21 protein-coding genes are annotated in these 19,147 nt (G+C 67.3%); 6 read left to right on the top strand and 15 right to left on the bottom strand.

The window, feature by feature from the left end; genetic code table 11:
• Window positions 1-7: 7 nt before the first annotated feature.
• Window positions 8-1,606, bottom strand: a complete 1,599-nt coding sequence (secD, locus tag AC1RJ9_RS03800; RefSeq protein WP_492834559.1) for a protein translocase subunit SecD — start codon at window positions 1,604-1,606, stop codon at window positions 8-10.
• A 59-nt stretch (window positions 1,607-1,665) separates the two neighbouring features.
• Window positions 1,666-1,971, bottom strand: a complete 306-nt coding sequence (gene yajC / locus AC1RJ9_RS03795) for a preprotein translocase subunit YajC (protein WP_492834561.1) — start codon at window positions 1,969-1,971, stop codon at window positions 1,666-1,668.
• Window positions 1,972-2,103: 132 nt separating this feature from the next.
• Here yajC and AC1RJ9_RS03790 point away from each other — a divergent pair, with 132 nt between their 5' ends.
• Window positions 2,104-2,955 carry an ATP-binding protein gene (locus AC1RJ9_RS03790; protein WP_492834563.1) on the top strand — a complete coding sequence of 284 codons (852 nt, stop codon included), beginning with the start codon at window positions 2,104-2,106 and terminating at the stop codon, window positions 2,953-2,955.
• A gap of 61 nt (window positions 2,956-3,016) precedes the next feature.
• Here AC1RJ9_RS03790 and dipM read toward each other — a convergent pair whose 3' ends face one another.
• From dipM to serS, 4 genes are all read right to left on the bottom strand, one after another.
• A complete protein-coding gene (gene dipM, locus AC1RJ9_RS03785; protein ID WP_492834565.1) occupies window positions 3,017-4,894 on the bottom strand; it encodes a cell division endopeptidase DipM in 1,878 nt (625 codons plus the stop codon).
• A 94-nt stretch (window positions 4,895-4,988) separates the two neighbouring features.
• Window positions 4,989-5,657, bottom strand: a complete 669-nt coding sequence (locus AC1RJ9_RS03780; protein ID WP_395443123.1) for a protein-L-isoaspartate(D-aspartate) O-methyltransferase — start codon at window positions 5,655-5,657, stop codon at window positions 4,989-4,991.
• Window positions 5,654-6,448 (bottom strand): 5'/3'-nucleotidase SurE, encoded by a 795-nt coding sequence (gene surE / locus AC1RJ9_RS03775; RefSeq protein ID WP_492834567.1) that lies wholly within the window; start codon window positions 6,446-6,448, stop codon window positions 5,654-5,656. The genes AC1RJ9_RS03780 and surE overlap by 4 nt, the downstream gene beginning before the upstream one ends.
• 161 nt (window positions 6,449-6,609) lie before the next feature.
• A complete protein-coding gene (gene serS / locus AC1RJ9_RS03770; protein ID WP_492834569.1) occupies window positions 6,610-8,178 on the bottom strand; it encodes a serine--tRNA ligase in 1,569 nt (522 codons plus the stop codon).
• A 370-nt stretch (window positions 8,179-8,548) separates the two neighbouring features.
• Between serS and AC1RJ9_RS03765 the strand changes: the two genes are divergently transcribed.
• Window positions 8,549-9,004 (top strand): UrcA family protein, encoded by a 456-nt coding sequence (locus AC1RJ9_RS03765; protein ID WP_492834571.1) that lies wholly within the window; start codon window positions 8,549-8,551, stop codon window positions 9,002-9,004.
• Between the two features lie 204 nt (window positions 9,005-9,208).
• Here the strand turns inward: AC1RJ9_RS03765 and tatC are convergent, their stop codons facing one another.
• From tatC to tatA, 3 genes are all read right to left on the bottom strand, one after another.
• A complete protein-coding gene (gene tatC / locus AC1RJ9_RS03760) occupies window positions 9,209-10,129 on the bottom strand; it encodes a twin-arginine translocase subunit TatC (protein WP_492834573.1) in 921 nt (306 codons plus the stop codon).
• Window positions 10,126-10,716, bottom strand: a complete 591-nt coding sequence (gene tatB / locus AC1RJ9_RS03755; protein WP_492834575.1) for a Sec-independent protein translocase protein TatB — start codon at window positions 10,714-10,716, stop codon at window positions 10,126-10,128. The genes tatC and tatB overlap by 4 nt, the downstream gene beginning before the upstream one ends.
• Window positions 10,717-10,805: 89 nt before the next feature.
• Complete coding sequence (tatA, locus tag AC1RJ9_RS03750) at window positions 10,806-11,030, bottom strand: twin-arginine translocase TatA/TatE family subunit (protein ID WP_099579690.1); 225 nt, start codon at window positions 11,028-11,030, stop codon at window positions 10,806-10,808.
• Between the two features lie 280 nt (window positions 11,031-11,310).
• On the opposite strand from tatA, the gene AC1RJ9_RS03745 reads away from it, so the two are divergent.
• The gene (locus AC1RJ9_RS03745; protein ID WP_492834577.1) at window positions 11,311-11,622 is read left to right on the top strand and encodes a hypothetical protein; all 312 of its coding nucleotides are present in this window, start codon (window positions 11,311-11,313) and stop codon (window positions 11,620-11,622) included.
• 99 nt (window positions 11,623-11,721) lie between these two features.
• Here the strand turns inward: AC1RJ9_RS03745 and scpB are convergent, their stop codons facing one another.
• The 5 genes from scpB to AC1RJ9_RS03720 all read right to left on the bottom strand — a co-directional run bounded on the left by scpB (window position 11,722) and on the right by AC1RJ9_RS03720 (window position 16,560).
• Window positions 11,722-12,393 carry an SMC-Scp complex subunit ScpB gene (gene scpB / locus AC1RJ9_RS03740; RefSeq protein ID WP_492834579.1) on the bottom strand — a complete coding sequence of 224 codons (672 nt, stop codon included), beginning with the start codon at window positions 12,391-12,393 and terminating at the stop codon, window positions 11,722-11,724.
• Window positions 12,394-12,550: 157 nt separating this feature from the next.
• Window positions 12,551-13,375, bottom strand: coding sequence for a segregation and condensation protein A (locus tag AC1RJ9_RS03735; RefSeq protein WP_492834581.1), 825 nt, complete (start codon window positions 13,373-13,375; stop codon window positions 12,551-12,553).
• Window positions 13,372-14,397 carry a beta-N-acetylhexosaminidase gene (nagZ, locus tag AC1RJ9_RS03730; protein WP_492834583.1) on the bottom strand — a complete coding sequence of 342 codons (1,026 nt, stop codon included), beginning with the start codon at window positions 14,395-14,397 and terminating at the stop codon, window positions 13,372-13,374. The genes AC1RJ9_RS03735 and nagZ overlap by 4 nt, the downstream gene beginning before the upstream one ends.
• Before the next feature lie 12 nt (window positions 14,398-14,409).
• Complete coding sequence (gene ftsN / locus AC1RJ9_RS03725; protein ID WP_492834584.1) at window positions 14,410-15,195, bottom strand: cell division protein FtsN; 786 nt, start codon at window positions 15,193-15,195, stop codon at window positions 14,410-14,412.
• Window positions 15,196-15,375: 180 nt separating this feature from the next.
• Window positions 15,376-16,560: a deoxyguanosinetriphosphate triphosphohydrolase gene (locus AC1RJ9_RS03720; RefSeq protein WP_492834586.1), complete on the bottom strand. Its 1,185-nt coding sequence runs from the start codon at window positions 16,558-16,560 to the stop codon at window positions 15,376-15,378.
• 88 nt (window positions 16,561-16,648) lie between these two features.
• On the opposite strand from AC1RJ9_RS03720, the gene erpA reads away from it, so the two are divergent.
• Complete coding sequence (erpA, locus tag AC1RJ9_RS03715; RefSeq protein WP_125156543.1) at window positions 16,649-16,981, top strand: iron-sulfur cluster insertion protein ErpA; 333 nt, start codon at window positions 16,649-16,651, stop codon at window positions 16,979-16,981.
• On the opposite strand, the gene AC1RJ9_RS03710 is transcribed toward erpA, so the two are convergent.
• Window positions 16,978-17,352: a hypothetical protein gene (locus AC1RJ9_RS03710; protein ID WP_492834588.1), complete on the bottom strand. Its 375-nt coding sequence runs from the start codon at window positions 17,350-17,352 to the stop codon at window positions 16,978-16,980. The two genes, erpA and AC1RJ9_RS03710, sit on opposite strands and share 4 nt — an antisense overlap.
• Between AC1RJ9_RS03710 and xth the strand changes: the two genes are divergently transcribed.
• Both xth and AC1RJ9_RS03700 read left to right on the top strand, forming a co-directional pair.
• Window positions 17,352-18,140, top strand: coding sequence for an exodeoxyribonuclease III (gene xth, locus AC1RJ9_RS03705; protein WP_492834590.1), 789 nt, complete (start codon window positions 17,352-17,354; stop codon window positions 18,138-18,140). The two genes, AC1RJ9_RS03710 and xth, sit on opposite strands and share 1 nt — an antisense overlap.
• 55 nt (window positions 18,141-18,195) lie before the next feature.
• Window positions 18,196-19,122 (top strand): hypothetical protein, encoded by a 927-nt coding sequence (locus AC1RJ9_RS03700; RefSeq protein ID WP_492834592.1) that lies wholly within the window; start codon window positions 18,196-18,198, stop codon window positions 19,120-19,122.
• Window positions 19,123-19,147 lie beyond the last annotated feature (25 nt).

Genomic DNA, 19,147 nt, shown 5'->3' with positions numbered 1-19,147 from the left:
GGTTCTCCTATGCGATCGGCAGCTTCTTCGGCTTGGTGGTCTTGAACCACCAGCCGATGAGCACTTGGGTGATGAAGATGGCGGTGAACAGCGACGTGAACACGCCGATCACCAGAGTCCAGGCGAAGCCCTTCACCGGGCCCGAGCCGAAGCTGAACATGATCAGGCCCGAGATCAGGCTGGTGATGTTGGCGTCCAGGATCGAGGTCAGGGCCAGCTTGTAGCCGTGGTCGGCCGCGGCCATGGGCGTGCGCCCGGCGTTGGCCTCGTCGCGCATGCGCTCGTAGATCAGCACGTTGGCGTCGACGGCGACGGCCAGGGTCAGGATCAGGCCGGCGATGCCCGGGAAGGTCAGGGTCGCCTGGGTCATCGACATGATGCCGACGATCAGCAGCACGTTGACCACCAGGGCGATGGCCGCGAAGCCGCCGAACAGGCCATAGGCCAGGATCACGAACACGAACATCGACAGGGCGCCGATGGCCAGCGAGATCGCGCCGGCCTTGACGGCGTCGGCGCCGAGCTCGGCGGTCACGGTGCGCTGGTCTTCCACGTTCAGCGGGGCCGGCAAGGCGCCCGAGCGCAGCAGCAGCGATAGTTCGTTGGCGCTTTCGACGGTGAAGCTGCCGGTGATGATGCCGCTGCCGCTGGTGATCGGATCGTTGATCACCGGGGCAGAGATCACCTTCTTGTCCAGGACGATCGCGAACCGCTTGCCGGGGTTGCGCAGGGTGATGTCGCCGAACTTCCTGGCGCCGGAACCGTTGAACGCGAAGCCGACGGCCGGCCGGCCATTCTGGTCGAAGGTTTGCGAAGCATTGGTCAGTTCGTCGCCCGAAACGACGGCGCGCTTCTTGACCACGTAATACGGCGCGTACTGGTCTTCGCTCTGCAGCAGTTCCGAGCCGGGGGGGATGCGGCCGGCCTGGATGTCTTCGGGCGTCACCGTCTCGTCGACCATCTGGAAGGTCAGCTTGGCGGTCTTGCCGATGACGCTCTTGAGCTTCTCGGGATCGCTCTCGCCGGCCGCCTGGATCATGATCCGGTTGGTGCCCTGGCGGTTGATCGAGGGCTCCTTGGTGCCCAGGCTGTCGATACGGCGACGGATGGTCTCGATCGACTGGTCGACGGCCTTGGCGGCGTCGGCGCGCTGGGCTTCCGGCACGAAGGTGACTTCGATGCGGTTGTCGCCCTTGCCCTGGACGCTGACGTCCTTGCCGCCGATCACGCCGGCCAGAGGCGCGCCGAGATTCTTGCGCAGCAGATTCAGGGCCGCTTCGTAGCGCGAGGCGTCGCCGATGCGGACGCTGATCACCTCGCCCTGCTGAGCCAGTTCGCCGAACGGGATCTGCTCGTTCCGCAGCTGAGTGCGGGTGTCTTCCATCAGGTCGGACAGACGCTCGCGGTGCAGGGCGTCGGTGTCGACCTCATAGAGCAGATACGAGCCGCCTTGCAGGTCGAGGCCGAGATTCAGCTTCTGGTGCGGCAGCCAGCCGGGCATGGCGTCCAACGTCTTCTGAGGGAGGACGTTGGGCAGGGAGAACAGGATGCCGAAGATCACCGACAGGGTGACGGCGATGATCTTCCAGCGGGAGAGGGTCAGCATGGATCAGTGACTTTCAGGCGACGCCGCGACGGACGCCTCGAGACGGATTCGGTATCGCCTTAGTTCTTGGCGTCGTTGGCCGGGGCCGGCTCGCCCTTGGCGCGGACTTCCGTGATCATGCCCTTGATGACCTTCACGGTCACGCCGGTGGCGATCTCGACGCCGACTTCCTTGTCCTCGACGCGGACGACCTTGCCGATCATGCCGCTGGACAGGACGACCGTGTCGTTGCGCTTCAGGTTGGTGAGCATCGCCTGATGCTCCTTGGCGCGCTTCTGCTGCGGACGGATCAGCATGAAGTAGAACAGCACGACCATCAGAAGGATGGGCGCGAGCTGCAGGAATTGAGCGTTCAGACCGGACATGACGTCTCCAACAAAACCGATGCGGCGCGCCAGCCAAAGAGAGACAAGCTCATAGGGTCGCGCCAAGTCGGCGGAAGCTATGCGTTCGCCTCCCCTTTTGCAATCCAAGCGCACCCGGTATGCAGCGTGCCCATGACCGACGCGCCCAGTCCCTCACTTACGCCCCTGCTCGCCCGCATCGCCGAAGCCCTGGAACGCCTGGCGCCGCCCGCGCCGCCCGCGCCGGACTTTTCGTCCGCGCGCCTGTTCCGGCACGAGCCCAAGGACGGCGCCTTCGTCCCGGCGGCCGACTATCCGCTGTCGCTGGACCTGCTGGTGGGAATCGACCGCCAGAAAGGCCGTTTCGTCGACAACCTGCGCCGCTTCGCGCTCGGCGTGCCCTGCAACCACGTGCTGCTGTGGGGCGTGCGCGGCACCGGCAAGAGCTCGGTGACCAAGGCCGCCTTCGTCAGCCTGGCCGACGAATTCCCGGCCCTGAAACTGATCGAGGTCGATCGTGACGAGGTCGCGGCCCTGCCGCCGCTGTTCGATCAACTCCGCGCACGTACGGAGCGGTTCGTGGTGCTGTGCGACGATCTTTCGTTCGAGGACGGGGCCGCCGCGGCCAAGGCGCTGAAGTCGGCGCTGGAGGGCGGCGTGTCGGGCCCGCCCGAGAACGTGCTGTTCGTGGCCACCTCCAACCGTCGCCACCTGATGCCGCGCGACCACGTCGAAAGCCAGGGCGCCATCGCCGCCGCCGAGAACGCCGAAGAAGAGATGAGCGTCTCCGACCGCTTCGGCCTGTGGATCGGCTTCCCGCCGATGGACCAGGACACCTATCTGGCCGCCATCCGCGGCTATGCCGAGCAGTTCGGCCTGACCGCACCCGATCTCGACCGCCGCGCCCTGCAGTGGTCGCAGATGCGCGGGGCCCGCTCGGGCCGCGTGGCCTGGCAGTTCGTGCGGGATCTGGCCGGCGAACTGGGCGTCAGGCTGCCCAGCTGAACAGCAGAACGGCCCGCCTCTTTCGAAGCGGGCCGTGCCAGGGTTCAGTGAAGGCGTCGTCTTAGCGCGGCAGCACCAGGGCCGGGTCTACCGGCTTGGCCTTGTCCTTGACCGTGGGCGCGTAGCGCATCTCGAAGTGCAGCTTGGACTCGTTGGTGCCGCCCGTGGCGCCGACCGCGCCCAGTTGCTCGCCCTGCCGCACCTGCTGGCGCATCTTGACGTTGATGCTGGAAAGGTGGGCGTAGGCCGTGACCCAGCCGTCGGCGTGCTTGACCAGCACCAGATTGCCGAAGGTCGGGACCTGATTGCCGGCATAGGCCACTTCGCCGTCAGCGGCGGACAGCACCGGCGTGCCTTGCGCGGCGCGGATGTCCAGGCCGTCATTGCGCTGGCCCGTGCCCTTGACGCCGAAGGTCGAGATGATCTCGCCCCGCACCGGCCAGGCGAACTTGCCCTTGCCCGAGGCGATGATCTCGGCCTCGGTCGGGGCGGCGCTGCTCTCGATGATCGGACGCGCGGACGGCGTCGGGCTGACCGGCTGGGCGGCGACCGGCGCGCTGGGGCGCGAATAGCTGTTGCCGCTGGGCTGATAGGGCTGCGGGTTGGAGGGCGTCGATGGCGCGGGGGCCGTGGGCGCGGAGCTGTCGACGCGGGCGTAGGTGTTCGAGGGCGTCGACGGCGAAGGCGCCCGTGTCGGCTCGGGACGCTTCACCACCGTGGTGGTCGTGGTCCGGATCGGGCCCTTGTCCTTGTAGCCGTCGGGCAGCAGGATCTTCTGGCCCTTCTTCACCGAGGCCGTGGAGCGCAGGTTGTTCTCGGCGGCCAGTCCCTTGACGCTGACATTGAAGCGCTTGGCGATGCCCGCCAGCGTATCGCCGCTCACGGCGACATAGGCCTTCTGTGTGGTCGCCGGCCCCTTGATCTTGGCGCCCAGCTTCAGCGGCTTGTCGGCCTTCAGCTTGTTGTCGTCGGCCAGGTCGCTGACGCTGATGTCGAACTTGCGGGCGATGGCGGTCAGGGTGTCGCCCGATTTCACCGTGTGGATCTGGCGCGGACCGGCGACGGTCGTGACCGAGCCGGTGACGCTGAGCGTCGTCGTCGAGGTCGTGGCGGGGGTGGTGTCCGGCTCGCTCACGGCGGGCGGCGTGTAGGTCGGACGCGAGGCCGTCGGCCGGCTCGGCGCGGGGCGGCTCGGCTGGGCCTCGGCGACGGCCGGTTGCGCGGCGGGCGCGCCGGCCAGCACCGTGGTCGTCTTGATCGGCCCCTTGTCCTTGTAGCCGTCCGGAAGGACCAGCTTCTGGCCCTTCTTGATCGCCGAGGAGGCCTTCAGGTCGTTCTCGTCGGCCAGGGCCGCGGCGGTGACGCTGAAGCGCTTGGCGATGGCGAAGATCGTGTCGCCGGTCTGGACTACGTAAGCCTTCTGGTCGTCCTTGGCCGGGCCCTTGATCTTCTGGCCCAGCTTCAGGCGGTACGGGGCCTTCAGATCGTTCAGTTCGACCAGCTCGGCGCGGGTCGCGCCGAAGCCGCGGGCGATGGCGTCCAGGGCGTCGCCGGATTGGACGACGCGCACTTGCGGCTTGCCGGGAACATTGACCACGGGACCGGTGACGGTGGTGGTGACCACGGTCCTGGGCGGGGCGGCGCGCAGTTGCGGCGCGGGCGCGGAGGTCATGGCGCGCGCGGGGGGCGGCAGCTCGGACTGGGTGACCGACGGCGCGGCCGGGGTCGAGATCGGCGTCGGACGCGGCAGGGTCTCGGCCTCGCTGGGCGCGGTCGAGACGGCCTCAGACGTGGGCGCAGCCGGCTGGGCGGCGGGGGGCTGGGTGATCGGGAAGTTCGGCGTGAAGCGCTGGCCCGCGGCCCGCGCGTCCTCCGCATGGGCGCCGAGCGTTCCAGCCGTCAGGGCGATCACCGCCGCGCGCGTCCACAACTGCCTCATAGCCTCTCCTTTCCCGCCGGAGCCACCAAAGGGCGCCGCCAGGGTAAATCAACCTTTAACACCAGAGGCCGCGAAACGCCGCGTCCCCCAACCTTCACTGATCCTTCGCGACGCCGGCCAGCAGGGGCACGAAACGCACGTCGCAGAGAATCTCGACCCGGAAGCCCCCCTTGCCGTCGCCGGCATAGCGGCGAAGGCTTTGAACTGGCCCCTTCCCCACCGGCGCGACCAGCACGCCGTTGGGCTTCAGCTGCGAAAGCAGCCGCTTCGGATCATCTTCGGCCGCCGCCGTGACCATAATGCGGTCGAACGGCGCCTGTTCGGCCCACCCCTCGCCGCCATCGCCGAACTTGGTGATGACGTTGGTCAGGCCCAGCTTGTGGAAGCGACCTTCCGCCTCCTTCATCAGGGTGCGATAGCGCTCGATCGTATAGACGAGGCGCGAGACCTTGCTGAGGATCGTGGTCTGGTAGCCCGAGCCCGTGCCGATCTCCAGCACCCGGCATCGCGGCTCGATCGTCAGGGCCTGGGTCATCAGACCGACGATATAGGGCTGGCTGATCGTCTGGCCGCAGGCGATCGGCAGGGCCGAATCCTCCCACGAGCGGTCCTTGAACAGGTCCGGCGTGAACAGGTCGCGCGGCGTGGTCTCGATGGCCTTCAGCACCTGTGGATCGGTGACCCCCTGGTCGCGCAGGGCCTGCATCAGGCGCGGCAGGTCGGCCTTGGCGTTCTCGGCGGCCTTGGACGTCCCTCCGCTCATGGAGCCGCCTTCAGCTTTGGCGGAGCGCCGCCCAGCACGCCCTTCAGCTTGTGGACGGTCTCGTTGTGCGTCAGGTCGATGTGCAGCGGCGTGACCGAAATGCGGCCCGAATAGATCGCCTTCAGGTCGGTGCCGTCGACGGGCTCCGACGCCTTGGCCGAGAAGCCCATCCAGTAATAGTCGCGACCGCGCAGGTCGGTGCGCTTTTCCATGTTGCGCAGCAGGCCGTCGCGGAAGCCCTGGCGGGTGACTTCGACCTCGGTCACTTCGTCCGGCGTCACGGCCGGGAAGTTGACGTTCATGATCACGTCGTCCGGCCAGCCCACCTCCAGCAGGCGCTGGACGACGCCCGGGCCGAAGTGCTCGGCCGTCTCCCAGTGGGCGACGACCTCGTCGTGAAAGAAGTTCATGGTCTGCGACAGGGCGATCGAGCGGATGCCGTGGGCCATGCCCTCGATCGCGCCCGCCACCGTGCCCGACAGGGTGACGTCCTCGGCCAGGTTCTGGCCGCGGTTGACGCCCGACAGCACCAGATCCGGCGCGGGACCGTCGATCAGCTGCTGCACGGCCATCATCACGCAGTCGGTCGGCGTGCCCTCGACGGCGAAGCGGCGATCATCGAGCTTGCGGACGCGGATCGGGTCCGAGAGAGTCAGAGCCCGGCTGGCGCCCGACTGCTCGTATTCCGGCGCGCAGATCCAGACGTCGTCGGTCAGGGCGCGGGCGATCCTCTCCAGGCTCACAAGGCCCGGCGCGTTGATGCCGTCGTCGTTGGTGAGGAGGATGCGCATGATCTAGCCCTCCCCCTCGATGGGGGAGGGTTGGGTGGGGGTGATGCGGCCGTGGTCGATCAACGACGACAACAGGCCAGCCCCAACCACGCTGAGACGCCGAGACACCCCCATCCCTACCCTTCCCCCATCAAGGGGGAAGGACGTGTTTGAAGCGCTCCTCACGCCGCGCCTCCGATGTGGGTCAACCCGCCCATATAGGGTTGCAGCGCCGCCGGGATGTGGATGCGGCCGGCCTCGTCCTGGTAGTTCTCCAGAACGGCCACCAGGGTGCGGCCGACGGCCAGGCCCGAGCCGTTCAGGGTGTGGACGAAGTGACCGCCCTTCTCGCCGGTCTTGCGATAGCGGGCCTCCATGCGGCGGGCCTGGAAGTCGCCGCAGTTCGAGCACGAGCTGATCTCGCGATACATGTTCTGCGACGGCAGCCAGACTTCCAGGTCGTAGGTCTTCCTGGCGCCGAAACCCATGTCGCCGGTGCACAGCAGCATGGTGCGGAACGGCAGCTCCAGCTTCTTCAGCACGGCTTCCGCGCACTCGACCATGCGCTGGTGTTCGGCCTCGGACTGGTCGGGCGTGGTGATCGAAACGAGCTCGACCTTGTAGAACTGGTGCTGGCGGATCATGCCGCGCGTGTCGCGGCCGGCCGACCCGGCCTCGGCGCGGAACGACGGCGTCAGGGCCGTCAGGCGCATCGGCAGCTCTTCCTCGGCCAGGATCTGCTCGCGGACGATATTGGTTAGGGAGACTTCGGCGGTGGGGATGAGGAACGTCTTACCCTCTCCGCGAGACGCCATGTCATTGAATTTTTGGGCATAGATTCTGAATTCTTCGGCATCCTCCGAAGAAATGGCGCTAGAAGCACGGAATTCGTTCGATATTTTCTGGAAGGTTCCAGAAACCCAGGAAACATCAACACCCGACGCAATTGCAGAGTGCATCGCAGTGTCTAGAGATTCGAAAACCCTCTTAAAAACTACATCTCGCTCATCTCTAGCATCGAAGCTATTTTGCTTAGCTCGAAATTCTACATCTAGTTTTCTAAACTCAGTTAGAACTTCAAAAAGATCTTCTTCAAATTTTGGAAGTTGCCCCGTACCAAACATCGCATGTCCGCGCACTAGCAACGGCGGGCTGATCTCGGTGTAGCCATGCTCGACCGTCTGCAGGTCCAGCATGAACTGGCCGATGGCGCGCTCCAGGCGGGCGATCTCTTTCTTCAGGACCACGAAGCGCGCGCCGCTCATGCGGGCGGCGGCTTCGAAGTCCATGCCGCCCAGGGCCGCGCCCAGGTCGACGTGGTCCTTGGGCGCGTTCAGGCGGCCGGCCGGCAGCTTGGCGGCGTCGCCCCAGCGGCGCGCCTCGACATTGCCGTGCTCGTCCTCGCCCGCGGGCACCTCGGCGGCCGGGATATTGGGCAGGCTGGCCAGCAGGTCCTTGAGCTTGCCGCCGACCAGGGCCTCTTCTTCGGACGCGGCGGCCATGACGCCCTTCAGCGCCTCCACCTCGGCCATCAGGCGCGCGGCCTCGGCCTCGTCCTTCTTGGCCTTGGCCATGCCGATCAGCTTGGAGCTCTCATTGCGCTTGGCCTGGGCCTCTTGCAGCGCCGTCTGGGCCGCGCGCAGTTGGGCGTCCAGCTTGACCGCCTGCGCGGCCTCGCCCGACCGCCCCTTGGCCGACCATGCGGCTTCGAAGGCTTCGGGGTTTTCGCGGATGGCCTTGATGTCGTGCATCGGACGCAAGCTCGGGAGATGGGCGATGGAGAAACGCCCTCTCTAAGGCGCGTCGGCGGGGGCGCCAAGCTTTCCGGACGGGCGGGCGTCCTGTCCACGGCTTCGTGATCCCGGGCCAGGGCGGCCAGGACAACCCCGCATTGCGCGAAAACCCGGATCCGAGAAACATACGCCCCTTCTGAGGAAGGTCGAAAAGCCGGTTCTCGCGCACGATACCGGTACCTAGGCACGAAAAATCCAACCGCTAACGGAAATTAGCCGGACTTTGTCACACGGACTTAATCCAGATCGCCGACAAGCCGCGCCAATTCAGTACGCGTGCTTTTTCGGCCCTCCCCGGCCGCCCGATCATTCCTAGGAATTTGAAATCATGAAGACGTTCGCCGCTTTCGCCGCCCTCGCCATCGCCGCCGCCCTCGCCGCTCCGGCCGGCGCCAAGACCGTCACCGAAGTCCGCGTGTCGCTGGCCGGCAAGAATTCGGTCCAGATCGAAAACGAGATCAAGACCGCCGCCGCTTCGGTCTGCGGCGCCGGCGATGCGACCTGCGTCGACAACGCCCTGATGAACGCTCACCGCCAGCTGGCCTCGATCATGCGCGCGCGCGACACCGGCAAGCCGGCCGCCGTCGAGACCGTCTCGGTCGTCCGCATCTCGCTGAAGGGCAAGACCCAGGACCAGATCCACGCCGAGATCCGCACGGCCGCCCAGACGGTCTGCAAGGTTCAGGGCCCGAACTTCAGCGTCGTGAGCTACTCGTCGTGCGTGGCCGACACCGTCCGCGCCGCCAAGGCCCAACTGCAAGCCCGCGTCGGCGCCGCCGCCTAAGGGTTCAAGTTTCGCTCGCTTATCTGAGCTGAAAAGAAGGGCTCCGCGGCTCAGTCGCGGGGCCCTTTTTATTTTGAAAATCCCCTCCCCTTGATGGGGAGGGGTAGGGGTGGGGTGAATGGGGCGGTTGACGCCGGGCGCTGCATCCAGCGCAGCATTCACCCCCATCCCGGCCTTCCCCCATTAAGGGGGAAGGAGAATATCTTAGACCGAAACTATATCCTTGCCGGCTTCCTCGTCGTCTTCCCGCTTGCGGCGACGTTCGATCAGCCACACGCACCAGATCGAGATCTCGTAGAGCAGGCACAGCGGCACCGCGAGGGTGATCTGGCTGATCGGGTCCGGCGGGGTGACGATGGCGGCGACCACGAAGACGGCGACGATGGCGTAGCGACGGCCCGTCCGCAGCATATCCGACGTGACCAGACCCGCCAGGCCGCCCAGCGACAGCACCACGGGAAGCTGGAAGCTGAGGCCGAAGGCCAGGAGCAAGGTCGTGACCAGGGTCAGGTATTCCGAGACCCGCGTCTGCAGGACGACCTTCACGCCGTCGCCGACGATCTGCTGGCTCAGCGAGAACCACAGCACGAACGGCAGCATGACGTAGTAGACCAGCGCCGAGCCCATCAGGAACAGCACCGGCGAGGCGATCAGGAACGGCAGGAACGCGTTGCGCTCCTTTTTGTAGAGACCGGGCGCGACGAAGCGGTAGAGCTGCCAGGCGATGATCGGGAAGGCCACGACGATGGCCGCGAACGCCGACAGCTTGATGTTGGTGAAGAACTGCTCCAGCGGCGCGGTGGCCTGCAGGGTGATGTCCTTCAGGGCGGCGGGCGGCACGTGCTTGATGCCGACCAGGGCCAGGATCAGGTCGAACGAGCCGTGGTGGCCGCCCGCGTCCTGCACGGCCTTCAGGCCCTCGGCCACGGTGAAGGGGCGGACCAGGAACAGGAAGATCGGCTTCACGAACGCGAAGCAGACGCCGAAGGCGACGGCGATCGCGCCGACGCAGACGATCAGGCGGGTGCGCAGCTCGATCAGGTGATCCAGAAGCGGCGCGCGCGAGGACTCGATCTCGTCCTCATGCGCATCTTGGGGGTCGTATCCGATGGCCTTGTCGTTCACGAGACGATGTCCGAAGCGGTGGAGCCGCCGGCCTTGGCCGCGCGCTTACGCGGCGCGCGGACGGCCTTGGGGGCCTCGACCGTGATGTCCTTCTTGGGCGCGGCGGCGCGCTTGCGCGGAGCTTTCGCGGTTTCAACCGGCGCCGGCTCGGCCACCGCGACGGCCTTCTTGCGCGGCGCGCGCTTGGGCTTCTCGACGATCTGGGCCGCCGGGGCAGGAACCGAATTGTCGGCGCTCAGGGCCGGATTGTGGATCTCGGCCCCGGCATAGGGGTGCATCTGGGTCGCGCCGCTGGACAGCGAGGCGTCGATGTCGGCGAAGACCTGATCGACGTGCGGGTCGGCGGTCGGCGTCGGCGTGGTGAACTGGCCCGAACGCATGGCCTGCACTTCGCGGCGCAGTTCGTCCAGTTCGGACTGGCGCGCCATCTCGTCGAAGCTGGCGCGGAATTCCGACGCCATGCCTCGCATCCGACCCACGAACTGGCCCAGTTTGCGAAGCAGCGCGGGCAAATCCTTGGGACCGACCACGATCAAAGCGACGGCGGCGATGACCAGGAGTTCTGTGCCGCCGATATCAGGAAGCATGGACGCGCCTTAGAACGGCGGAGCCGATGGCTCCCCGCGTGAATTGGACAGACGCGCGCGAAGAACCCCTCCCCGCGCGCTTCAGGGTCTTACGACTTGCGAAGCTCTTCGGCTTCCTGCTCGGTGCGCGGCAGGGCGCCCTTGGACTTGTTGTCCGCGACTTCGCTGCTGGTGTCGTCCTTCAGGCCGTCCTTGAACGCGCGAATGCCCTTGGCCGCGTCGCCCATGATGCCCGACAGCTTGCCGCGGCCGCCGAACAGCAGCAGCACCACGACGGCGACGATGATCCAGTGAATCGGACCTAGACTTCCCATAATCGAGACTCCTTGCGACAGCGCCAGATAGCCGCTGCGACGCGTCGTTACAACATGCCGAAGAATATAGGCGCTCGCGGGGCCGGAGACCATGGTTCGCCCGAGAGACGCGAGGTCGCGGGGCCTGGCGCGACTCCTGGGCAAGTTCTGCTCGGCGGAGTTGACCGACCGGCCACGCTTTCAGCGCGCCCTTGCCTGCCAAGGATTTGTAAAGTCTAGCTTCCCGGCCGTGGCCCACGCCTTGCACAGAGTGTCGCACCCTCAAGTTCGAGAGCGCGTCATGTCCATTTCGTCCATCGGTTCGTCCAGCTACGCCGGCGCCTATAGCGGCATGACCGCCAGCACCTCGTCGCCCATCGGCGAAACGTCCGCCAAGGACGAGTTCCTGAAGTACCAGGCGATGACGCCGGCCCAGAAGATGCGAGCCATGATACTGGCCAAGCTGGGCGTCACCGAGGAGCAGGTGAAGGCGATGAGCCCCGAGGATCGGGCCAAGATCGAGCAAAAGCTCAAGGAAATGATCAAACAGCAGGTCCAGAACGATCCGGACAAGAAGGACAAGACCGGCCAGATCGCCGACGTCCTCGCCTAGAGCATTTCTCCGATCCAACTGGATCGGTGAAACGCTCTAGCGTTTTGTTTTGACGCATTTTCTGACGACGAACCGGTATCCACTTCGTCGGAAAATACTCTAGCTTTCCGCCTTCTCCGGCTCGCCCAGGAAGTCCTGGGCGAATTCCGGCGTTTCGCCGTCGTCCAGATCCAGCGGATCCTCCTCATCGGTGCGCAGGCCCAGCGGATCGGGCACGGTGAAGCCTGGTGGCAGGTTCATTTCCAGCAGGCCCGCGGCCTTCATCTCGGCGACGCCCGGCAGGTCCGACAGCGCGGCCAGGCCGTAATGCTCGAGGAAAGCGTCCGTCGTTCCGAAGGTCACCGGCCGGCCCGGCGTGCGCCGGCGGCCGCGCATGCGGATCAGACCCAGTTCCAGCAGAACGTCCAGCGTGCCCCGGCTGGCCTGCACCCCGCGCACGGCCTCGATCTCGGCCCGGGTGACGGGCTGGTGATAGGCGACGATGGCCAGGGTCTCCTGGGCGGCCTTGGACAGGCGGCGCGGCTCCTCGCGCTCTTCCGTCATCAGGAACGACAGGTCGGTCGCCGTCTGGAAGCGCCAGCGATCGGCCACGCAGACCAGTTCGATCCCCCGGCCCTGGTAGCGCGTCCTCAGGCCCGCCAGGCCCGCGGCGATGTCGGCTCCCGCCGGCAGGCGCTTGGCCAGGTCGACGTCGCTGAGCGGCTCGGCCGCCGCGAACAGCAGGGCCTCGATGCAGCGCTCGACGAAGAGGGGTTCGAGTTCGGTGCTCATGCCCACCCCATAACCGATTTCCCCGGCGAAAGCCGGGGCCCAGAGTCAGCTTGAGCGGCTTTCGATGATCCGAGATGCGCCCTGTCGGATTGTCGGAGGCTGGAGGGTTCGACCTGGGCCCCGACTTTCGCCGGGGAGATCGGATGGAGGGAAAGGCTCACTCCAATGCCTCCAGCGGCTCCGCCCTGGTCCGCAAGTAGATGTCCTCGAACGCCCCCATCTGCCGCGCCTCCAGAATGCCCTCCTTCACCAGCTCCAGCGAGGCCGACAGGGTCGAGGCCAGGTAGGAGGCGGGCGTGGGGCCGTCCTCCTCCTCCAGCGCCCGCTCGATCGGAGCGACGGTGGAGAGGACCGTCCAGTCGTCCATCTTCGGCAGCAGGCTACGCAGGCGGTCGCGGGCGTCTTCCAGCGGATAGGCGGTCGGCGGACGCGGGGCGTAGTGGCGGCTGTGCTCGCGCTTGCGCTGGGTGATGTAGGCGCTCATCAGGCCGTAGAGATCGCCCTCCAGCCGGGTCGAGGAGACGATCTTCACCGCCTCGGGATCGCCACGCATGAAGACGTCGCGGCCCAGGATCGGGCGGTCCTTCAGCGCCTCGACGGCCTTGCGCATCACGTCCAGCTTGGCGAGGCGGAAGGCCAGCTGGGCGGCCATTTCCTCGGCCGGCGGCTCCTCGGCCTTGGCGCGCTCGGGCTTGGGTAGCAGCAGGCGGGACTTGAGGTAGGCCAGCCAGGCGGCCATGACGAGGTAGTCGGCCGCCAGGGCGAAACGCACGCGGCGAGCCTGCTGCACGAAGGCCAGGTACTGCTCGGCCAGCTTGGTGATCGACAGCTGCAGCAGGTCGACCTTCTGGCTGCGCGCCAGGGCTAGCAGCACGTGCAGCGGGCCTTCATAGCCGTCGATGTCGATGACCAGCGCCGCGCCGTCCTCGGCCGCCTCGTTGGCGGCCGCGAAGTCGAAGGTCGGCTGGAAGCCCGTGCTCAAGCGTATTTGCCGTCAAACGCGGCGTCGAAGCGGGCGCGGGCCTCGGCCACGTCGAAGGGCTCGGGGACCTTGACCAGGCGGCCCATGACGGCCTGGGCCCGGCGGCGGGCCTCCTTGCCCAGCCGGCCGACGCCGGACATCACGGCCTTCATCTCGGCCATGTCGCCGTTGCAGTGCAGGACGACGTCGCAGCCGGCCGACAGGCTGTCCTTGGCCCGCTGCTTGAAGTCGCCGCTCAGCGCCTTCATCGACAGGTCGTCGCTCATCAGAAGTCCGTCGAAGCCGATGGATTCACGAATGATCTTCTTGATCACCTTCTTCGACGTCGTGGCCGGACGGTTGCGGTCGATGGCCGAGTAGACGACGTGGGCGGTCATCGCCATTGGCATGTCGGACAGCACCCGGAACGGCGCGAAGTCGCGGATGTCCAGCTCGAGCAGCTTGGCCTTGACCACCGGCAGCTCCAGGTGGCTGTCGCTCAGCGCGCGGCCGTGGCCGGGGATGTGCTTGATGATCGGCAGGACGCCGCCGGCCAGCAGGCCTTCGGCCGCGGCGCGGCCCAGGGTCGCCACCTGCTCGGGCGTGTCGCCATAGGCGCGGTCGCCGATAATCTCATGGCCCTGGGGGTCCGGCACGTCCAGCACCGGCACGCAGTCGACATTGATCCCGATCGAGCGCAGGTCATGGGCGATCAGCCGCGAGCCCAGGCGGGTGATTTCGCGCGCCGTCAACGGATCGTTCGCCACCAGCTCGCCGTAGGCCCGGCCGGGCGGATAGATGCGCCAGTGCGGCGGCTGCAGACGGGCGACGCGGCCGCCCTCCTGGTCGATCAGGATGGGGGCGTCGTCACGGCCGACCGTGGCGCGCAGGGCGGCGGTCAGCGCCCTCACCTGCTCCGGATCAGCGATGTTACGCTTGAACAGGATGAAGCCCCACGGCTTCACGTCCCGGAAGAAAGCGACCTCTTCGGCCGTCAGCGTGGTCCCGGCGCAGCCGAGGATAGCGGCGGAAGAGGTGCTCAAAGGGGTAACTCCTTACTTCACGAAGCAGGACTTGCCCGAGGCCGAGATCGCCTCGCAGAAGGCCTTGGCCGCTTCACGCGAGGCGAAGCCGGTCACCGAGGTGCGGTAGAGCGTCGTGCCGTTCTTGTCGATCGCCTCGACCTTCTTGCCCTTGCCGGCGGCCAGGCCCGGGGCCAGGCGGGTCGCGTCGGTCCAGGCCTTGTCGGCCAGGGCCGGAGACGACAGGGCGCCGATCTGCACCATGGCGGGGCCGCCCGATGCGGCGGCCGGGGTCGCGGCGACCGGCTTGGCGGGCGCGGCGGCGGCCAGTTGCACAGGCTTGGGCGCCGGCTTCTGGGCGGCGGCGGTCGCCAGGGATTCGATGGTTGGGGCCGGCTGCCGTGCGGTCTGCGCGGGCTTGGCGGCCGGCAGGGCGGCGGTCTGCACCGGGGCGCTGGCGACCGGCGCGGCCGGACGGGCCTGCGGCGCCTCGGGCGGCGCGGCGAAGGTGGTCGACGGCTGCGGATCCTCGTTGTGATAGATTTGCAGACCCGCGGCCGGATCCTGCGGCTGGCTGCCGGCCGGCGGCGGGGTCTTCATCTGGGCCACTTCGGTCCCGACGGCCTGCGGCGGATCGTTCGGGTTCCGCACGCCGCCGCGATAGACCAGGATCACCCCGACAACGAGGGTCACCAGCACCACCGCGCTGATGATCAGGGTCATGGGCAGCGGGCGCGCGCCTCGCACGGGCTGACGCGCATCGAACGACAGCGGCGCGTCGGTGGGCGGCGTATAGGCCCCGCGGTGCGGATCGGACATCTCGGCTAGGCTCCAGATACTCTCGGGCGTCCAAACAAGGGCGCACAGGTCGAACGCATCGAATCAGACGCGCGCGACCCTAGGTTACCCAACGGCGGCCCGTCCAAGAAGCGTCCGCCCCGCTCAGGTGGCAGACGATCGGCCGCTCGCGCCCACGTTCCGGATCCCTGGCCCGAAGGCCTAGTTCCAGACGTCCAGGTGGAACAGCTTGCGGTGTTCTTCTATCGCGAAGCGGTCGGTCATGCCCGCGATGTAATCACATACCACGCGGGCGCGGCCGGCTTCGTCGCGGTTCTGCGACTTGGCGAACCAGATGGTCGGCAGGACCTCCGGCTCCTTCAGGAATAGCGCGAACATTTCGCCCAGAATACGGCGAGCCTGGCTGCGCGTGCGGTTGACGCGCCAGTGGCGGTACATGCGCTCGTGCAGGAAGGCGCGCAGGCGAGCCAGGTCCTCGGCCATGTCCGGCGAGAAGGCGACCAGGGCGTGGTCCAGGGCCCGGACGTCGTCGGCCGAACCAACGCCGGTGGCCGCCGCGCGCTGCAGGGTCTCGCCCATCACGTCGTCGATCATCGCGCCGATCATGCGGCGAATGGCTTCCAGGTGGGTCAGGCGCGGGTCGAGGTCGGGACGTTCGCTCTTCACGGCCGCCAGGATCGGGCCGATCAGCGGCACGTCCATCAGCTCGTCCAGGGTGAACAGGCCCGCGGTGACGCCGTCGTCGACGTCGTGATTGTTATACGCGATGTCGTCGGCCAGGGCCGCGACCTGCGCTTCGGCCGACGCCCAGGTGTTCAAGCCGAGGTCGTACTCAGCGTCGTACTTCTGGATCGCCTTCCAGGAGGGCTTGCCCAGCTTATTCGTGACCGGGCCGTTGTGCTTGATGATCCCTTCCAGGGTCTCCCAGGTCAGGTTCAGGCCTAGAAAGTCCGGATAGCGGTGCTCGAGCTCGGTCACCACCCGGAAGGTCTGGACGTTGTGGTCGAAGCCGCCGAAATCCTTCATCTGCTGCTCAAGCTCGTCCTCGCCGGCGTGGCCGAACGGCGGGTGGCCGATGTCGTGCCCCAGGGCGATGGTCTCGGCCAGGTCACTGTCGAGGCCCAGGGCCGTGGCCAGCGAGCGCGCCACCTGCGCCACTTCCAGCGAGTGGGTCAGGCGCGTGCGGAAATTGTCGCCCTCGTGCGCCACGAAGACCTGGGTCTTTTCCTTCAGCCGGCGGAAGGCCGAGGTGTGAATGATGCGGTCGCGATCGCGCGCGAACGGCGTGCGCGTGCGGCTCTCGTCCTCCTTGAACCGACGGCCCCGAGACTTGAACGGATCTTCGGCGTAGGGCGCGCGCGGGACGAAGTACGGGGTCGAGGTCATGAACCGCCTTTATCGCGTTGGACGATTTGGCCCCTTCCGTAGAGGCCGCGTCACCCTCATATAGGCCTGAGGTGAGTTTTCCACAGCCATGACCCAAGTAGACTTAACGCTTTCCGAAAACGCCGCGCGTCGGATCAAGGCCATCGCCGCCAGCGAGGGCCGCCCCCTGATGCTGCGCGTCGCCGTCGATGGCGGCGGATGCTCCGGCTTCCAGTACCGCTTCGACCTGGTCGACGCCGTCGAAGACGATGACCTGAAGGTCGAGCGCGACGACGCCGTGGCCCTGGTCGATGTCGTCTCCTTGGCCCTGTTGAAGGGTTCGGAGATCGACTTCGTCGACGAACTGGCCGGGGCGGAGTTCCGCGTTCGCAACCCGAACGCCAAGTCCAGCTGCGGCTGCGGGGTCAGTTTCTCTATTTAAGCCGGCACGAACTGCAGCAGCGTCAGCGTCAGCGCGCCCCAGGCCAGCGGCGCGGCCATGGCGGCCCAGGCGAAGGTCATATGGCCCTTGCGCCACAGGATCCAGCCGGCCAGCGGCGACAGCAGGCACACCGCCCAGAACAACGCGCCGAACACGAAGCCCAGCCAGGCGATCGGGTTCAGCATGTTGCCCGCCCGGTCGAAGACCAGCGGCGTGAAGATGGCCAGGATCGCGCCGATCGCTGCGAAGGCCAGGCACGCGCCGGTAGCCAGCACCATGAGCGCGAGCTGTCTTCGATCGATTGGCTTGCCAGCTGACTTGAGCGCGACCTTCATGAGCCCTAGCCTCCCGCCGCAGTCTGGAGCCGTCAATGCGTATCGCCACTTGGAACGTCAATTCGATCAACGCTCGCCTGGAAGGCGTGCTGGCTTGGTTCGAATCGGAAACCCCGGACGTGGCCGTGCTGCAGGAGATCAAGTGCGTCGACGAGAAGTTCCCCACCGAAGCCTTCGAGCGGCTGGGCTACAATGTCGTCGTCCACGGCCAGAAGACCTATAACGGCGTCGCCCTGCTTTCGAAGTTCCCGATCGAGGACGTCCGTAAGGGGCTGCCCTTCCTGTCGGAAGACGAAGTCGACGAGCAGTCGCGCTATGTCGAGGCGGTGATCGCCGCGCCGGTCCCGTTCCGCGTGGTCGGCATCTACCTGCCCAACGGCAATCCGATCGGGACCGAGAAGTTCGACTACAAGCTGGCCTGGATGCGCCGCCTGCACGCTCACGCCCAAGGCCTGCTGGCCTTCGAGGAGCCGCTGGTCATCCTGGGCGACTACAACGTCATCCCCGAGGCCGAGGACGTGGCCAATCCCGAGGCCTGGCTTGGCGACGCCCTGTTCCAGCCCGAGAGCCGCGGCGCGTTCCGGGCGCTGAAGAACCTGGGCTTCACCGACGCCTACATGCAGGTCGACGGGGCGCCGGGCGGCTACACCTTCTGGGACTACCAGGCCGGCGCCTGGCCCCGGAACCTCGGGATTCGCATCGATCACCTGCTGTGCTCGCCCCAGGCCGTCGACCGCCTGACGGACGTCGTCATCCACCGCGACGAGCGCGACAAGGAAAAGCCGTCCGACCACGTGCCGGTCGTCGGCCACTTCCGCGACTAAGGGCCCCATAGCCCCTCTGTCGCGGAATCAGGACTCCCGCTAGCCTGACCTCACTATGAGCGAACTCGCGCGTCTTTTGCTGTTCGTGGCCATCGCCGGCTCGGCGGTGACGTTCCTGGGCAGCCTGGCCATCTGGTACGGCGACGAGGACCGGCGTCTGCGCCGGGCCCTGCGCAACGTGCTGAAGAGCGATCCGGAAGGCTTCATCGTGGCGCGCGGCCGGGGCCGGGGCGCGGGCTTCTCGTTCTCGACCAACCTGCTGGCGGTGGCCTGGGACCGGGGCGCCTGGTGCCTGATCTATCGCCTGGACGAGCTGATGGGGGCCGAGTTGCTGGTCGACGGCCAGGTCATGGGTCGCGTCTTCCGGGGCGAAGGCCGGCGGGCCATCGACCATGTCGCGCCCCAGGCCCAGTCGGTCACCCTGCGCCTGGTCTTCGATGATCCGCGCCATCCGGACTTCGCCCTCGAGCTCTGGGCCCCCGGCGACGAACAGCGCCGTGAGAGCCGCTCGCCCGGCGAGCTGATGCAGGAGGCTAACCGCTGGCTGGCCCGTTGCGAGGCCATCGTCCGCCGGCCGCTGCCGCCGCGCCCCATGAAGCCGGAGCCCGCCCCGGTGGTCGCCGCCCGCCCCGCGCCGCCGCCCGAACCGCCCGAGTCCTTGGATTACGACGAGGACGACGAGGACGATTTCCGCGCCCCCCCGCCCCTACCCGACACCCCGCCGCCGCTGGCCCGACGCTCGTCGTTCGACGGCGCGCCGCGCGCCGCGCCGGCGCGTCCGGTCTCGCGGCCGATGGCTCCGGTCCCGGCTCCCGCGCCGAAGCCGGTGGCCGAACCCGACATGTTCGAGGATCCGCCGTGGGACGACGCGGACGACGACGTCCTCGCCCCGCCGGCGACGCCGACCTACAAGCCCGTCTCCAAGGCCCGCCGCGACACCGCCGTCGATCAGGATGAACTGCCCTTCGATCTCGACGACTGATCACGCTTACGGCAACGGAAACGCC

The sequence above is a fragment of the Caulobacter sp. GW822-FHT07D08 genome, assembly GCF_058798735.1.
This window is presented reverse-complemented; position numbering and strand designations above follow the sequence as displayed.

What these genes read in the sequence shown, in the direction of transcription:
- secD (WP_492834559.1), bottom strand. Translation starts at nt 1,606, where the DNA reads ATGCTGACCCTCTCCCGCTGGAAGATCATCGCCGTCACCCTGTCGGTG.
- yajC (WP_492834561.1), bottom strand. Translation starts at nt 1,971, where the DNA reads ATGTCCGGTCTGAACGCTCAATTCCTGCAGCTCGCGCCCATCCTTCTG.
- AC1RJ9_RS03790 (WP_492834563.1), top strand. Translation starts at nt 2,104, where the DNA reads ATGACCGACGCGCCCAGTCCCTCACTTACGCCCCTGCTCGCCCGCATC.
- dipM (WP_492834565.1), bottom strand. Translation starts at nt 4,894, where the DNA reads ATGAGGCAGTTGTGGACGCGCGCGGCGGTGATCGCCCTGACGGCTGGA.
- AC1RJ9_RS03780 (WP_395443123.1), bottom strand. Translation starts at nt 5,657, where the DNA reads ATGAGCGGAGGGACGTCCAAGGCCGCCGAGAACGCCAAGGCCGACCTG.
- surE (WP_492834567.1), bottom strand. Translation starts at nt 6,448, where the DNA reads ATGCGCATCCTCCTCACCAACGACGACGGCATCAACGCGCCGGGCCTT.
- serS (WP_492834569.1), bottom strand. Translation starts at nt 8,178, where the DNA reads ATGCACGACATCAAGGCCATCCGCGAAAACCCCGAAGCCTTCGAAGCC.
- AC1RJ9_RS03765 (WP_492834571.1), top strand. Translation starts at nt 8,549, where the DNA reads ATGAAGACGTTCGCCGCTTTCGCCGCCCTCGCCATCGCCGCCGCCCTC.
- tatB (WP_492834575.1), bottom strand. Translation starts at nt 10,716, where the DNA reads ATGCTTCCTGATATCGGCGGCACAGAACTCCTGGTCATCGCCGCCGTC.
- tatA (WP_099579690.1), bottom strand. Translation starts at nt 11,030, where the DNA reads ATGGGAAGTCTAGGTCCGATTCACTGGATCATCGTCGCCGTCGTGGTG.
- AC1RJ9_RS03745 (WP_492834577.1), top strand. Translation starts at nt 11,311, where the DNA reads ATGTCCATTTCGTCCATCGGTTCGTCCAGCTACGCCGGCGCCTATAGC.
- scpB (WP_492834579.1), bottom strand. Translation starts at nt 12,393, where the DNA reads ATGAGCACCGAACTCGAACCCCTCTTCGTCGAGCGCTGCATCGAGGCC.
- ftsN (WP_492834584.1), bottom strand. Translation starts at nt 15,195, where the DNA reads ATGTCCGATCCGCACCGCGGGGCCTATACGCCGCCCACCGACGCGCCG.
- AC1RJ9_RS03720 (WP_492834586.1), bottom strand. Translation starts at nt 16,560, where the DNA reads ATGACCTCGACCCCGTACTTCGTCCCGCGCGCGCCCTACGCCGAAGAT.
- erpA (WP_125156543.1), top strand. Translation starts at nt 16,649, where the DNA reads ATGACCCAAGTAGACTTAACGCTTTCCGAAAACGCCGCGCGTCGGATC.
- xth (WP_492834590.1), top strand. Translation starts at nt 17,352, where the DNA reads ATGCGTATCGCCACTTGGAACGTCAATTCGATCAACGCTCGCCTGGAA.
- AC1RJ9_RS03700 (WP_492834592.1), top strand. Translation starts at nt 18,196, where the DNA reads ATGAGCGAACTCGCGCGTCTTTTGCTGTTCGTGGCCATCGCCGGCTCG.